Origin of the sequence: Mycobacteroides franklinii (assembly GCF_002013895.1) — a bacterium.
Lineage (GTDB): Bacteria > Actinomycetota > Actinomycetes > Mycobacteriales > Mycobacteriaceae > Mycobacterium > Mycobacterium franklinii.
On the sequence record NZ_MAFQ01000016.1, the window covers coordinates 1 to 15,380 of the forward strand.

14 protein-coding genes and 1 pseudogene are annotated in these 15,380 nt (G+C 61.4%); 6 read left to right on the plus strand and 9 right to left on the minus strand.

All coding sequences use genetic code 11. The annotated features are described in order from the left end of the window. Positions 1–57 precede the first annotated feature (57 nt). The 6 genes from B4393_RS23045 to B4393_RS23070 all read left to right on the plus strand — a co-directional run bounded on the left by B4393_RS23045 (position 58) and on the right by B4393_RS23070 (position 4,832). Complete coding sequence (locus tag B4393_RS23045; protein ID WP_157901325.1) at positions 58–387, plus strand: hypothetical protein; 330 nt, start codon at positions 58–60, stop codon at positions 385–387. Then, positions 365–1,270 (plus strand): hypothetical protein, encoded by a 906-nt coding sequence (locus B4393_RS23050; RefSeq protein WP_078336130.1) that lies wholly within the window; start codon positions 365–367, stop codon positions 1,268–1,270. The genes B4393_RS23045 and B4393_RS23050 overlap by 23 nt, the downstream gene beginning before the upstream one ends. Before the next feature lie 18 nt (positions 1,271–1,288). Next, entirely contained in the window at positions 1,289–2,680 is a 1,392-nt protein-coding gene (locus tag B4393_RS23055; protein ID WP_208863578.1) for a glycoside hydrolase family 19 protein, read from the plus strand. A 16-nt stretch (positions 2,681–2,696) separates the two neighbouring features. Further along, positions 2,697–3,476 (plus strand): RsiV family protein, encoded by a 780-nt coding sequence (locus tag B4393_RS23060; protein WP_078336132.1) that lies wholly within the window; start codon positions 2,697–2,699, stop codon positions 3,474–3,476. Between the two features lie 59 nt (positions 3,477–3,535). Next, entirely contained in the window at positions 3,536–4,459 is a 924-nt protein-coding gene (locus tag B4393_RS23065) for a lipoprotein LpqH (protein ID WP_078336133.1), read from the plus strand. A 76-nt stretch (positions 4,460–4,535) separates the two neighbouring features. Next, positions 4,536–4,832: a hypothetical protein gene (locus tag B4393_RS23070; RefSeq protein WP_078336134.1), complete on the plus strand. Its 297-nt coding sequence runs from the start codon at positions 4,536–4,538 to the stop codon at positions 4,830–4,832. A 48-nt stretch (positions 4,833–4,880) separates the two neighbouring features. Here the strand turns inward: B4393_RS23070 and B4393_RS23075 are convergent, their stop codons facing one another. From B4393_RS23075 to dnaA, 9 genes and pseudogenes are all read right to left on the minus strand, one after another. Then, on the minus strand, positions 4,881–5,471 hold the full coding sequence (locus B4393_RS23075; protein WP_078336135.1) for a DUF3558 family protein: 591 nt from the start codon (positions 5,469–5,471) through the stop codon (positions 4,881–4,883). Between the two features lie 2 nt (positions 5,472–5,473). Beyond that, positions 5,474–5,713, minus strand: coding sequence for a hypothetical protein (locus tag B4393_RS23080; RefSeq protein WP_078336199.1), 240 nt, complete (start codon positions 5,711–5,713; stop codon positions 5,474–5,476). Further along, the gene (locus B4393_RS23085) at positions 5,713–6,924 is read right to left on the minus strand and encodes a hypothetical protein (protein ID WP_070937664.1); all 1,212 of its coding nucleotides are present in this window, start codon (positions 6,922–6,924) and stop codon (positions 5,713–5,715) included. The genes B4393_RS23080 and B4393_RS23085 overlap by 1 nt, the downstream gene beginning before the upstream one ends. A gap of 132 nt (positions 6,925–7,056) precedes the next feature. Next, positions 7,057–9,084, minus strand: a complete 2,028-nt coding sequence (gene gyrB / locus B4393_RS23090) for a DNA topoisomerase (ATP-hydrolyzing) subunit B (RefSeq protein WP_078282180.1) — start codon at positions 9,082–9,084, stop codon at positions 7,057–7,059. Between the two features lie 224 nt (positions 9,085–9,308). Further along, the gene (locus tag B4393_RS23095; RefSeq protein ID WP_070937666.1) at positions 9,309–9,860 is read right to left on the minus strand and encodes a DUF721 family protein; all 552 of its coding nucleotides are present in this window, start codon (positions 9,858–9,860) and stop codon (positions 9,309–9,311) included. After that, positions 9,853–11,001, minus strand: a complete 1,149-nt coding sequence (gene recF, locus B4393_RS23100; RefSeq protein WP_078336200.1) for a DNA replication/repair protein RecF — start codon at positions 10,999–11,001, stop codon at positions 9,853–9,855. Before recF ends, B4393_RS23095 begins: the two co-directional genes overlap by 8 nt. A 19-nt stretch (positions 11,002–11,020) precedes the next feature. Beyond that, positions 11,021–11,929: pseudogene (gene gnd, locus B4393_RS23105) on the minus strand (phosphogluconate dehydrogenase (NAD(+)-dependent, decarboxylating)); the annotation flags it as partial. A 33-nt stretch (positions 11,930–11,962) separates the two neighbouring features. Continuing rightward, positions 11,963–13,162: a DNA polymerase III subunit beta gene (gene dnaN / locus B4393_RS23110; RefSeq protein WP_070937668.1), complete on the minus strand. Its 1,200-nt coding sequence runs from the start codon at positions 13,160–13,162 to the stop codon at positions 11,963–11,965. A gap of 699 nt (positions 13,163–13,861) precedes the next feature. Then, complete coding sequence (gene dnaA, locus B4393_RS23120) at positions 13,862–15,337, minus strand: chromosomal replication initiator protein DnaA (RefSeq protein ID WP_078282182.1); 1,476 nt, start codon at positions 15,335–15,337, stop codon at positions 13,862–13,864. Between the last annotated feature and the right edge of the window lie 43 nt (positions 15,338–15,380).

Here is a 15,380-nt window from a genome sequence, read left to right on the forward strand (position 1 = left end):
AGCTTCTGGGAATTTCGCGGAAACCGGCTGAAGTTCTAGGTCTGGGGGTTTGTGGTGGTGGTGTATGACACGGGTCGGCAGGTGCTCGATGACGGTGCCAAGATCCGGGATTTTTGTGGGTACTGGGAAATTCTGAAGAGCCATCAAGGCGAGCTGAGTCAGGCGGGGGTGGACTTCTCAGGTCTGCCGATGGACCGTAGTGCCGCCGATTTCGACTCGGCCTATTACAAGGAGGCCGATATCAATTTGAAGGTGATCCGCGAGTCCGGAGATCACCTTCAAGACGCGGTGGCCGGCGGCACCGAGCATCCAAAACAACCCGGCAGATTTCGCCAACCGGCTCAGCACCGGTGCCGCCGCGATCATGGCCGACAACAAAGGCCTTGAGGACTCCGAGAAACACCTCTATGCCTGGCATGGCAGCCCCGGAGTCAATTGGCCTGCGCGACAAGTCAAAGACGATCTACGCACCAGCGTCATCGGCGCATTCGCCACCGCCATCGCCGCCTTCAACGACGCCAACGCCAGCATGGACCAATTCGTCACCGACAACTACACCATCCTGCGCGAAGCACTCAACATCAGCGAAAACGGACCGGCCGTGGGGAGCCCACTGACCCCCGACGAGCAAGATCAGGTTGGCCAATGGTCGCAGTATTCGCTCGACGGTGTCGGCGGTGGGGACTGCTCCCGGTGGGCACTGGCGAGTGCCTTGGCCAACAAATACGGAACGCGAGAAGGCCCCAACGGCAAGGAGATCAATCTTCCCGCCGATGTGCAAAACAAACTGATGGACGGCATGCCCCTGCATTTCCCACCCAATCGAGCAGACATCGACCAGATCACCCGATGGCAAGGAGTCCAAATCTACGACCCCAACTCGGAGCGCGACGGCTTCCCCGGTGGGCCAGGTCTGATGACCCAGCAGCTGCAAAGCCTGGGCATCGACTCCGTTGTCAACAACGCCACGGGCAGCTCTCCGGAGGCGGTGACGGAATTGACGAACCAGATGACCGCCGACCTGCAGGCCGGACGCCAAGTGATCGTGAACGGCTCGGTGACACCGGGCGGCGGGCATTTCTTGTCGATCTCGCGTGTGACGTTCGATGAGAACGGCCAGCCGCAGTACTGGGTCAATGACTCCAACCGGACGTCGGCGGGTACTCGGAACGGCGGAACGCTGCCGTATCCGTGCGACCGCGCGACTTTGGAGAGATTCCTCCGGAACCGGACCGCGGCCCCGCCCGGATACAGCACCGTTCCGTTCTAGGTCTGGGGGTTTGTGGTGGTGGTGTATGACACGGGTCGGCAGGTGCTCGATGACGGTGCCAAGATCCGGGATTTTTGTGGGTACTGGGAAATTCTGAAGAGCCATCAAGGCGAGCTGAGTCAGGCGGGGGTGGACTTCTCAGGTCTGCCGATGGACCGTAGTGCCGCCGATTTCGACTCGGCCTATTACAAGGAGGCCGATATCAATTTGAAGGTGATCCGCGAGTCCGGAGATCACCTTCAAGACGCGGTGGCCGGCGGCACCGAGCAGGTGGGTTTGATCGGTGAAACCGAGCGCCTCTCACAGTATTTGAAAGGCAACGCCGCCGATGCGGCCTGGGAAAAATACAAAACCAACACCGAACAGTTGCAGACCAACCTTCAAAAATTGAAAGACGCCCAGGAAGCGATCAAGGGTGTCGATGACAACTTGTACTTCGGGCTGAACAAAAAGCAAGACGAGTACACCGCGGCGATCACGTTGATGATCGAAGGCACGATCCAAAACAACCCGGCAGATTTCGCCAACCGGCTCAGCACCGGTGCCGCCGCGATCATGGCCGACAACAAAGGCCTTGAGGACTCCGAGAAACACCTCTATGCCTGGCATGGCAGCCCCGGAGTCAATTGGCCTGCGCGACAAGTCAAAGACGATCTACGCACCAGCGTCATCGGCGCATTCGCCACCGCCATCGCCGCCTTCAACGACGCCAACGCCAGCATGGACCAATTCGTCACCGACAACTACACCATCCTGCGCGAAGCACTCAACATCAGCGAAAACGGACCGGAGGAAAGCTCTTTCAACAAGGTGACGATGGAGCAGTTGCAGGCCGTCTTCAATCAGGGGAACTTCGCGAGCCTGCCCGCGGAGCAGCAACAGCGAATTCTGGACCAGCTCAACGCGATGATGGAACATGCGGGCATCAACACGCCGCAGAGACAAGCCGCGTTCCTCGCCACCTGTGCGATCGAATCTGGAGAGTTGACCATGTGGTACGAGGGCGCGTATCCGGGCGGACCCGACGCTGACTGGTTCAACGCACACTACGGTCCACAAACCCCCAAAGGCCAAGAGCTCGGGAATATCGAACCGGGAGACGGCGCGCGGTTCATGGGCCGCGGACCCATCCAGGTCACCGGGAGGAGCAACTACCAACATTTCACCGATTGGTACAACCAGAGCTACAACCCGAATCCGCCAATGGATTTCACACAAACACCGGAACTCCTTCAACAGCCCGAATATGGTTTTGCGGCAGCGGAATGGTACTGGACCACACACGGGATCAACGCCGCCGCAGACAGCGGGGGGATCGATGCGGTGACCGATATCGTCAATTACTACGACGGCAATCGGGACAAGAAGCGCGATGTCTACCAGCGAGCACTGTCCGTACTCGGCGGGTGACAGAAGGAACAACGACATGTGGAAAACGAACGTCTGGACACTGCGTCCTCTTGCCGTGCTTGTCCTCTCACTGGTGGCCTGCTCCTCTGGCAGTCCGGTACAAAGTCCTGCAACCGCAGCGCCGCCGACAGACTTTTGCACCAACCTGGGTGGGACATGGGATAGTTCCAAAGAAAGCTGCTCCCTGACGGGTACGAACTCGAAGAACATCACCGCCAAGGTTCAAGCCGCATACCCGGCCAGCTTGCTGCAGGACCCGACCGCGGGCCCGGCACTACAACAATTCCTGACCGACTTCTTCACCAAATTCGGTCACCCGAATGACAATGTCACCCAAAACAGCGAGGCGAGTCTCGGCTATAAGACGTACAAACACGCCCCGGACACACTGTCCGTCGTCTTCACCGAAGAATGGTTCGTGACCGGTACGCCTCATCCCAACGATGCGATCGTCACCTTCACCTTCGACCAGACAATCCAGCGGCAACTCACGCTCGGGGACTTGTTATGCCCGGGCGTAAACCCGCTCACCGCACTGCCCCCGCTGGTCCGCCCGTATGTGGAACAGGCTGTAGCCCTGGACAAGAACTCCCAGTTCACCATCAGCCAGTTCGAGCCTCAGCCCGGCCATGGCGGTTACAGCGACGACTACAAAGCCTGGTATCTGGACGGCGACGGCCTCGTCCTCGTAATGCCTGCCGAGCGCGCAGGGCCGGTCCATGCCGGAGCGTGGCAGCCCCACATTCCGCTCTCCGCGCTCGAAACCATCCGGCGTGGGGGTTCCTGCTCGGCGTAGGACCGTGCCGATCAAAACTCCGAATTACAGACGCACACATATCAATTGAGGGGACTCCGATGACCGCACGACTCATCACCGCCCGCGCTGGACGACGGAGCTGGGGGATTCTCCTGGCGCCACTCGTTGCGCTACCGGTCGCGGGGTGCGATCCGACGCCGCCGGCCGCCGCGCCCTCCGCGATGTCCGCCGTGGCGACGACGTCCTCTCTTCCGGCCCCGGCACCGCCAAACTTTCCCCGTAGCCCGGCCACCATCGACGCCACCCTCGACGGGAATCCGTTGACCTTTGGTGACCCGGCCTGTCTGGGGTTCGGGCAGGAAACCACCATCGGCTTTAGCACCGCGCCGCAAGGAAATTCACTGACCTTGCGGCTGGACACCGCGACCTCGTCCGTGAATGAGGTCCAGCTCGGCCTACCGGGACGAGGCACCTACCTGTGGAAGACGTGGTCGCATCTGCCGTCACCACCCACGGTCGCAGTGCACGGCGCGACGTACAACGTCTCGGGGGTGGTGTTTATGAATCTGGATCCCGGTGAACCGAAACCGATTCCGTTCACCGTCACCGCAACGTGCCCGGCATACCCCAGCCCGCGGCAGCCGGAGACGCCGCCTGCCCCTCCGGCACCCGATCCCAAGGGACCCCGCGTGGAAGCGACGGTCGACGGCAGGGTCTTCGTCGATGGCACCGATGCCGCCTACTGCAGCCGCGAGTCGGACGGCTCGTTGAAGGTTGAGGTGAAACCAGCGTTGGGCAAGCCTGGAAACAACCTCACTTTTCAGGTGCAGGACGGTGCGGTACTGCACGGATACGTCGGCGGTGCACTGTTCAACTACACAACCCGCGTTCCCTCCAATGCATCTGTGATCAAGGACGGTGACGCTCTTCGCATCAAGGCCGACCTGTACCGGATCTACCAGCAGCAGGCCTACGACGAACCCCATGCCGTCGGACTCACCGCCACCTGCCCGGGCTTCTAGCCCGTCACAAATTCATGGAACCGATTCCCGTCTGCTGGCGTCCCAGTAGGTAGTTGAAGCCAAGGAGGCCCCTCGCATGACATACATCGACACTGACGGTATGGAGAAGTTGGCGGGCGTGTGGGGTCGTGCCGCCGAAGGCCTGCGTGCCCAGGGAGACAGGGTTCGGTCCTGCGAGCTGCGGGCAGAGACGTTTGGGGCCCACTACGCCGAGCAGATGGCCGATATCGAGCCGGCTATCGAGCGACTCGCCGGGCTGATGACCACCGGTGGCGCGCACTGCGACGACTACCGCGACAAGCTGCGGATGACCAGCAGTGCCATCACCGGCAGCGATGCCCGGAGCGCCTCCCAGCTTGGTGGCCACGAATGAGCACGAACGACTTTGGGTGACTCGGCTAGTCACCCAAAGTCGTCGGTACTACTTGGTCCAACCAAGCCTTTTATTGGCCTCCGCGATGACGGGCGCTGAGAAGTCGCACCACGTTTGTCCGGTCTGCACCTGCGCGGCGGACACCGCCGCTGTCCCGGGCTCGAAGTCGAATTGCACTATATTGTCTTCCGGCCCCAAAAGCGCAGCGCCGCATTCGTTTTGCTCATCCTTCATGACATAGATCTCGGCGCCATCGGCCTGCAGGATCCTGACATGAATGTCGCGGAAGTTGGTTGCACCATCGGCGTTCTTGAACAACTTCAGGTTCAGTACCTTGTTGTGATCGGCGTCTTGATAGGTGCACTGCTGTATCCCGTTTGACTCCCTGGCCCGGGAATTGATCGGGGCCGCGCCATGGGCGCCCAGCTGCTCGGGTATGACAAGGCTGCAGGGATCTGTTGCGGGGCTAAACGGCTGGTAGCCAGAGGTTTTCGTCTCTGATGCTTGCGCGGCTGATGTCGCCACCGAACTCGATGTGGCCGGAGAAGACGCACCGGTGGTCTCGGTTTTGGGCGATCCGCATCCAACTCCGAGAAGTCCCACCGCAGCCACGGCCGCCACCCATGCTCGTTTACTCATATTCACTTCCACTTTTTTGTGCCGAATGGATCTTTGAACGCATAGAAGTCGTCTTCCTCCAACTCCGTTGGTGTAGGAGGAATCTGGGGTGCCGGAGGGGTCTGCTTGCGCTCAGTGAAAACCGGTTCAATCGGGGTATCGATGTAGCGTTCACCCTGCAATCGAACGGCCTCCATCTCCGCGACGCCGTCGGTGACCTTACGCACCAGCGCCTGCAGGGCCGGGTCGAGTGGAACCTCCATCACTTGCCATCCTCCCATGGCGCACCACCCGCACCGCCGGAATAGCCGTCACCAGGAGCTGCCTGGAAATCCGGGGCCGCCAACACCGCGGCCGGCAGATCCTTCACCAGCTGTTTCCCAGCGTCACTGCTGACGCCAGCTTTGCCGAGGGCGTTATCCACAGACTTGTTGAGCGAGTCCTTGCCCTTCTTCTCCAGGTACGCCGCCGGGTCCTCGAAGAACTCGATGACGGATTTCACCAGGTCCACCGCCTTCTGAACCTCGTCGACCAGTTTTTGTGCCTCCTGAAAGACTTCCTTGAGGATCATCGCCAGGCGCTCCACCTGCCAGGCAGTTCCCGCAATGGGAATCTTCTTGGCCAGGACCTTGAGGGCGTCCTTCCAACTGTCGATCTGAACTTCCTGCTTCAGCTTCTCGACGACCATGTCGACGATGGTCTTGATCAGCTTCTTGATCTGCTCCACCAGCACGTCCAGGCAATCCTTGATGACCTTGGTCAACGGCGCCTCGGCTTCAAGACCCTTACTCAGATCCTCGGAATAACCCTCAAAAGCCTGGGCCGACTTGCCATCCCAATGTGACCGCGACTGCTCCGTCATGCTGGCAAGCGACTTGCCGGCCCCCTCCATGCCCTTGCCAGCCTTCTCGTACACGTTGCCGATACGCGTCAGTTCGGCCCAGTTGCCGACCAGCTTCTCGAACGTGTCGTTGATCGGGCTCCAACCGGACACCTTCTGGATCGCCTCATCGGCATCGGCCACCCACGCGGCCTTGTCTCGCACGATGGACACCACATCGGCTTCCTCGTGCTTAGGCGCGGCCAGATCCGGAGTATCCCCGGTCGAGTAGTGCTTGGCGGCCGTGGTGGCGTCACCGTCGCGCCGTGAGTCGTGTCCGGGCAATGGCGATGCGGCCGCCCTGATTCTGGCGCCCGTCTTGTTTTCTTGTTCCTTGTAGGTGTTGGCGAGAGAAATCAGCTCATTGCCGGTCATATACGTCGCGGTCTGGCGCTTGTCATATCGCTCAGAGGTCTTGGTCTTGGCGGCCTCGAAGGGACCCTTCAACTGGGACATGAGGCCATCCCAGCCGTCCTTGGGGCCACCCTCGGAATCCACCAGAGCACGCACCTTGCCCAGATACGCCGCTAGATCCTCGACACCCGCACCGAAACCCGCGAGCTCTTCGACGTTGACGCTGAACTTCTCACCCATCTACACAATCCCTCCGGCTGCTGTCGTACTTCTCCGTACGACGTCACGATCTCCGGATTCGGTTCCATCGGGACGAAAAGATTCAAGATCAAATTGAATCTTCAACTACAGCGGCGGCATCGCCGGCCGCCATTACACGTCGAGGAAGCGCACGTCCCTGGCATTTCGGGTGATGAAGCTGCGGCGTGCCTCCACGTCCTCGCCCATCAGAATCGAGAAGAGCTCGTCCGCCGCGGCGGCATCGTCGAGAGTCACCTGGCGCAACACACGTACGGACGGATCCATGGTGGTCTCCCACAGTTCCTTCGCGTCCATCTCGCCCAGACCCTTGTAGCGCTGGATGCCGTCGTCCTTGTTGATCTTTTTACCGGCCTTGAGCCCGGCTTCCATCAACCCGTCGCGCTCGCGGTCCGAGTAGGCGAACTCCGGCTGACTACGCTGCCACTTGAGTTTGTACAGCGGCGGCTGCGCCAAGAAGATGTGGCCGTGCTCGACGAGCGGACGCATGAACCGGAACAGCAGCGTCAACAGCAGCGTCGAAATGTGCTGGCCGTCAACGTCGGCGTCGGCCATCAGCACGATCTTGTGATAGCGCAACTTAGCCAGGTCGAACTCGTCGTGAATTCCGGTGCCCAGCGCCGTGATGATGGCCTGGACTTCCGTGTTCTTCAAAACCCGGTCGATACGTGCCTTTTCGACGTTGATGATCTTGCCTCGCAGCGGCAGGATCGCCTGGAACATCGAGTCGCGGCCACTCTTGGCCGAACCACCGGCCGAGTCACCCTCCACCACATACAGTTCGGACTTCGACGGATCGGTAGAGCGGCAGTCGGCCAGCTTACCGGGCAGCCCCCCGATGTCGGTAGCACTCTTACGCCGCACTAGCTCGCGCGCCTTGCGCGCGGCGATCCGTGCCTGCGCCGACGAAACCGCTTTGTTGACAACAGTTTTCGCGTCCGCAGGGTTGGAGTCGAACCAGTGTTGAAGCTGCTCGTTACACACCTTCTGCACAAACGACTTGACCTCGGTGTTGCCCAGCTTGGTCTTCGTCTGGCCCTCGAACTGCGGCTCGCCGACCTTCACCGAGATCACCGCGGCCAGGCCCTCACGAATGTCGTCACCCGTGAGGTTGGTGTCCTTCTCCTTGAGAAGCTTCTTCTCCTTGGCGTACTTGTTGACCACCGTCGTGAGCGCGGCACGGAATCCTTCTTCGTGCGTACCGCCCTCGTGGGTGTTGATGGTATTGGCAAAGGTGTGCACCGACTCCGAGTAGCCGGCGTTCCACTGCATCGCGATCTCCACCTCGTGGCCTTCGCCCTTGCCGGAGAAGTCGACGATGGTGGAGTGGATGGCTGACTTGGTGCGGTTGATGTGCTTGACGAAGTCGACCAGGCCATCGGGGTAGTGGAAGACGCGGTTCTTAACCTTGTGCGGCGCAGCCGATTCGGCGGCCTGCTCCTCGGCGGTCTTAGGAGCCTCCGCCGTGTCGCTGACCACCTCGTCAGTCACATCGGCGTTGCTCACCCGCTCATCGGTGAGTTTGATGGTCAGGCCCTTGTTCAGGAATGCCTGCTCTTGCAGGCGCCGGGCGACCGTCTCAAAGTCGTAGGTGGTGGTCTCGAAGATCGTCGGATCGGCCCAGAATCGGACTGTGGTGCCCGTCTTCTTGGTCGCCGCACCCTGCTGCAGTGTTCCCGGCTCGGACGCCGTGTAGACCTGCCGCCACTCATGGCCATCCCGCAGGATCTCCAACTCAACCTTTGTGGAGAGCGCGTTGACCACCGAGATACCCACGCCGTGCAGACCACCGGAGACGGCGTAGGAATCGGAGTCGAACTTGCCACCGGCGTGCAACTGGGTCATGACGACATCAACAGTGGGTATTCCGGAGGCATGCATCGCCACGGGAATACCGCGGCCATCGTCCCTGACCTGGATGCCGCCGTCCTCCAGCATGGTCACCTCGACGGTCGTGGCATACCCGGCCATCGCCTCATCGACGGAGTTGTCTACAACTTCCCAGATCAGGTGGTGCAGACCGCGCTCGCCGGTGGACCCGATGTACATACCGGGGCGCTTCCGGACCGCTTCGAGCCCCTCTAAGATGGTGATCGAGTCGGCACTGTATTCGCTCTTGGCACTCTTCTTCGGCGCAGCCACGATCGACTTTGTCTCCTGTCTGGAAGTAACGACTCTGGCGGGCCCGCTCGATAACAAGGACCCCGCGATCCGTCTCACGACCATCCTACTGGTCTGTACCGACGGCACCTAGTTTCAGGGCATGTTTCGTCCCCTCTATTTACGCCGTCCGTCGCATATCTCGGATCGGCCTGTGTCTAGACGCTCTGGACGCCGGTTCCGGCGCGCGACGCCGCGATGAGCCCTCAGCCGTAGGTGTCGCGCGGACCACGTCCGGCGATATGCCGGGGACCCTTGCGCCACGACGGTGCGGTCGGTCCGGAGATCTTCAAACTGGTCACCACACCATCGCCGACGGCTGCGGCGATCTTCGCCAGCAGCTGCGCCTGCACCAGCCGAAGCTGTGTGGCCCACGCCGTGGACTCCGCTGCCACCGTCAATACGCCCTCGTTGAGCGCGGTCGGAGTCGCATGTGCGGCGATCTGCTCGCCAACGACCGCCTCCCATCTTCCAAAGACCGCGCCTTCGGAAACTCGGGACGACCAACCCCGGCGTCTCGCCAAATCGCCTGCGGCCCCGCCCAACAACTGGGGGTCGCGCGCGTCCGGACCCGGGCCCGACCAGGTCCGGCGTCCGCCGGCCACCCGGCGACGCTGCTCCGGAGATCTGCCCCCTCGACCGATGTCCTTACCCTGCTGTTTGGCCGCCCCGCGAGCCTCCTCGAGTACCCGGCGCACCAGATCCATGCCCTTCACCCCAGCCAAGTGCTCGGGCGGCCAGGCCTCTTCCTCACTCATACGCCACCGACTTTCGTCCCGCAGGGTCTTCCTGCACATCGACGGTAACCGTCCGCGCCGACAATTCCTCGGGAACATCATCAGGAACCGCAGCCGTCACCAGGACCTGCTCCACATCAGCGGCAACCGTGGCCAAACACCGTCGCCGAGCCCCATCCAGCTCAGCGAAGACATCGTCGAGCATCAGCACCGGGTCGGTGCCGTCGGTGCGCAGCAGGTCAAAGGCCGCCAACCTCAGCGCCAACGCAAACGACCAGGACTCTCCGTGGCTTGCGAACCCCTTGGCAGGTCCGTCCCCGAGCCTCAGTTCCAGGTCATCACGGTGTGGTCCGACCAAACAGACTCCCCGCTCGATCTCCGCTGACCGTTTGGCCACCAATCCCGCCTGCAACGCATCGGCGAGGTGCTCCACCGACAGCTCGGCATCCACCCCGTCGACGCTACTGCGGTAGGCAATGTCCGCCGAGCGCGACGCGGGGGCCAGCAGCTGGTACGACTTCTCCACCAACGGCCGCAGCTCGCTCACCAATTCCAAACGTGCAGAAAGTAATTCGGAACCATGGGCTACCAAATGGCCGTCCCACACATCCAGGGTGTCCAGCACGCTTTGGTCGTTGCGTTGCCGTAATGCCGCCCCCGCCGTCTTGAGCAGTGCGGTCCGTTGGCGAAGCACCTTGTCGTAGTCCGCGCGCACCCCAGCCATCCGGGGCCTGCGCTGAATCAACAGATCATCCAGGAAGCGCCGGCGGTCCGACGGATCACCGCGCACCAAAGACAGATCTTCGGGAGCGAACAGCACCGCATGCAGAATCCCGACAATCTCCCGGGGGCTGCGCACCGGTGACCGGTTGATCCTGGCCTTATTGGCGCGCCCGGCAGCGATTTCGAGGTCTATGGCCAACTCGCGACCATCGTTGACCACGATGGTCGACACGACCGCCCGCTCGGCTCCGGTACGGATCAGGGGTGCATCGGTGGAAACACGGTGTGACCCTAACGTAGACGAATACCACAGCGCCTCAACAAGATTCGTCTTGCCGTAACCGTTTGGCCCGACGAATACGGTGCGACCTGGCTCGAGCTCCAGGTCGACACGCTCCCATGACCGGAAGTCCCGTAATCCCAGTTGTCGTACGTACACCTCGGTCCGCGGGCCTCCCTCAGCCGGAAAGACCGACGCGCTTGACCGCGTGGCCACCGAACTGATTGCGCAGCGCCGAGACGGCCTTCATCGCAGGCGAATCCTCTTGGCGCGAAGCGAATCTGGCGAACAGCGAGGCGGCAATCACCGGTGCGGGAACCCGATGATTGATGGCCTCTTCGACGGTCCACCGGCCCTCACCCGAGTCCTCGGTGTATCCGGAGATCGCATCGAAACCGGGGTCTTCCTTCAATGCCTTGGCCAGCAGATCCAGCAGCCAGGAGCGCACCACCGTGCCCTTGGTCCAGGCCTGCAACACCGCCTGTACATCGGTGATCAGCGGTTCAGCGGCCAGCAATTCGTATCCCTCGGCGTAGGCATGCATCAGCCCGTATTCGATGCCGTTGTGAATCATTTTGGCGTAATGACCGGCCCCGACAGGACCCGCGTGGACGAATCCGTCGGCGCGATCACCCTCGGGACGCAGCGTGTCAAAGATCGGCATCGCGCGCGCCACATCCTCATCACTGCCGCCGACCATCAGCCCGTAACCATTGTCCTTGCCCCACACGCCACCGGAAACCCCGGCGTCAATGTAGCCAATTCCCTTGGCGGCCAGCAGATCTGCGTTCGGTTTGTCCTCAGTGAAACGTGAATTACCGCCATCGATCACGAGGTCGCCTTCGGACAATTCTTCGGAAAGCTCGGCAATCGTCTGCTGTGTGATCGGGCCCGACGGCACCATCACCCACACGACGCGGGGCGCCTCGAGCGCATCCGCCAATCCTTTCAGCGACGGCACGTCGGTGACCTCCGGACGCGGGTCATATCCGATGACCTCGTGCCCACCGGCGCGCAGCCGGTCGCGCATGTTGAAACCCATCTTGCCCAGTCCAACCAAACCCAGCTGCATGACCCATAACCTCCGATGAACAGTCCGTTGCCGTTAGGAACGCAAGTCCTAGCCGGGCAGACGCACCGGCATCAATAGATAGACATACTCAGTTTGCGCTGCCGTGAACGGCCCGGAGCCGTCCGGGGAGCTTTGATCGTCATCCGCAGGACGCAGCACGGCCGGACGGCTCGGCGTGGTGAATCCGAAGGTGACCCGGCTCGAATGCAGCGACCCCAGCCCGTCGGTCAGGTAAGTCGGGTTGAAGGCGATGGTGAGCGGCTCGCCGACGAACTCCACCTCCAGCTCTTCCTCCGCACGACCCACATCGTCGGCACCGGCCGACAACCGCAGCAGTCCCGGCTCAAACTCCAGGCGTATCTGGGCACCGCGATCGGCAACCAGCGCAACACGTTTGATGGCTTCCACCAGTTCCGAAATAGCGACGGTCGCCAACGCGGTGTGCTCGGTCGGCAACAGCTGGCGGAACTTGGGGAACTCCGCGTCCAGTAGCCGGGTGGTGCTGCGCTTGCCGTCACTGACGATGCCGAGCAGTCCCTCAGATCCGATTGCCGAACCGGCACCGAGCGCGAGTTGCACATCGGACCCGCTCGACGCCGACTTTGCGGCTTCCGACAACGTCTTGGCCGGCACCAGCACCGCGGCATTGATGTCGCCGGATCCCGAGGTCCACTTCAGCTCACGCACGGCCAGGCGGAACCTGTCTGTAGCAGCCAAAACCACTGTGTCGCCGCTGATTTCGACACGAACACCGGTAAGCATCGGCAGGGTGTCGTCCTTACCGGCAGCGACCGCCACCTGGCCGATGGCCTCGGAGAACACATCAGCGCTGAGCGCGCCCGTTTCTTCCGGCAACGACGGCAGGGCCGGGTAATCCTCCACCGGCATGCTCGGCAGTGAGAACTTCGCACTCCCGCAACTGATCAACAGTCGGGTGCCCTCCAAGGCGACGTCGACCGGCTTATTCGGCAGCGACCGGGTGATATCCGAAAGCAGTCGGCCCGACACCAACGCACTACCGGAAGCCGCAACCTCAGCCGGAACCTTCACCTGCGCGGAAACCTCGTAGTCGAAGCCCGACAGCGTCAAACCCGTGTCATGCGCGGTCAGCAGCACACCAGCCAGCACCGGAACCGTCGGCCGGGAGGGCAGACTACGGGCAACCCAGGCCACCGAATCGGCGAAATCATCCCGCGCGACCCTGAACTTCAGGCTGGTGTCTGCGGCAGTCGGGCTCGCGAGATCCATGAATACCCTTCGCTTCCTCGTTGTCCAGGTCGGACTGTCTCCACACAAAAACACAAAAATCAGTAATGGCCATCGTGGCACGTCCGAGTGACAAGACCGACAGCGCATCGGGCAGCCATCCGGTATTTACCGGAGCACCCTGCACAAGTCTCGTCACACGGGTTGGAAGCCGTCAGGCCATGCGGCTTCCGAAGCACAACCGTAGATGCTTTCGGCGCATCGGGAAAGCGGATCGGTTTCTCGTAAGACCCCTCGCGTCCATCGCCGGGTTACCGGCCGGACGGGCCATGTTGACGCATCCATCCACACAGCTGCTTTTAAAGAGAGAGATTAGAGAGAGATTTAAGCAGTAGTAGTAGGTGCTGTGGAAGCTGTGGACAGACAAGTGTTATCGCACCACAGAGGCTCAGTGAGGCTGTCAGGAATTTGTGGATTCTGATGTGATTGACGAGCAGTGGATGTGGACGACGTGTCATTTGTTCAGCAACCCCCAAGCGATGGCAGGTTTGACCAAGAGCTGTCCACATCCCTGTGCACAACCTCCGATGTTGTGGATGTGGCGTGTGAGCCACACGAGGTGAGTAAAAATCGTCGAGAAAAATCTCGAAAAGTCTTGAAATAGGGGTGTGTTGAGCGGGCGTGGCGGCGCGGGGACACAAAAAAACCCGGCCGCGGTGGGCCGGGTAGGGAGCAACGAGGTCAATGGCGCGAGCGCTGGCGGATCCGTGCGGTGAGCTCCTTCACGTGATCGAAAACCTCACGCCGCTGCGCCATTTCGCCACGGACCTTCTTGTCCGCATACATGACAGTGGTGTGGTCGCGGCCGAACGTCTGCCCGATCTTGGGCAAGGAGAGGTCGGTGAGCTCACGACAGAGGTACATGGCAATCTGACGTGCCTGGGCTAGTGCACGGGTCTTACCGGGCCCACGGAGCTCTTCGAGCGTGGTGTCGAAGTACTCCGCGGTGACGGCCATGATCGTGGCGGCACTGATCTGGATCGCATTGGAGTCTGGGATGAGGTCGCGCAGCACGATTTCGGCCAGCGGCAGCTCGATGGGGGACTTGTTCAGTGAGGCAAATGCCGTCACCCGGATGAGGGCACCCTCGAGTTCGCGGATATTGCGTTCGATGCGGCTGGCGATGAGTTCCAGCACGTCGTCTGGAACGTCGAGCCGATCCATCTGTGCCTTCTTACGAAGGATCGCGATGCGGGTTTCCAGTTCGGGAGGCTGAACATCGGTGATCAAGCCCCATTCGAAGCGGGTCCGTAGCCGGTCTTCGAGGGTGGCCAGGCCCTTCGGGGGTCGATCGGAGGAGATCACGATCTGCTTGTTGGCATTGTGCAAGGTGTTGAAGGTGTGGAAGAACTCTTCCTGGATACCTTCCTTGCCCTCGATGAACTGGATGTCGTCGACCAGGAGAACGTCGATGTCGCGGTAGCTGCGCTTGAACGCAACGCGACGGTCATCGCGCAAAGAGTTGATGAAGTCGTTGGTGAACTCTTCGGTGGATACGTACTTGACGCGCATACCGGGAAAGAGACGCTGTGCATAGTTCCCCGCGGCGTGCAGCAGATGCGTCTTGCCGAGCCCCGATTCACCCCAGATGAACAACGGGTTGTAGGCCCGTGCGGGGGCCTCTGAGACCGCCACGGCCGCCGCATGCGAGAACCTGTTGGATGCGCCGATGACGAATGATTCGAAGGTGTAGCGCGCGTTGAGGCTCGTATCGGGGGTTTCGGCCTTATCGGCGCCGCCCGGTCGATTGATGAAGTACGAGGGCCACGATTCGTGTGCGCTGGCAAGCGCCTCGGTGGTCTCATCGACCTCGTCGAGTTCGAGTTCCGGGGTGGCTCCGGCGACGTCTGGATCTTCGCCAGGAGCTGGCGCGGCGATACGTACACCCAGCTCGACGTTCTCGCCCAGCCTCCGGGAGAGTGCCTCGACAATCGGCCCGCGCAGATGCCGTTCGATCTCGTTCTGGACGAAGCTCGAGGGTACGGAAAGTAGCGCGAAACCCTCGGCCATCGTGAGTGGTTTGACCAACGTCAGCCAGGCGCGCTGCTGCGGCGTCAACGGCGGGAAACTCGAAAGATATTGGTTGTCGTCACCGTTGAGTTCCGCGACGACGGTATTCCATACCGCCGTGAACTGGGAATTCAGTTCATCAGTCAACGGCGAGTATCTCTCTGGCTGGTGGGGTCACGTCGACACTAGC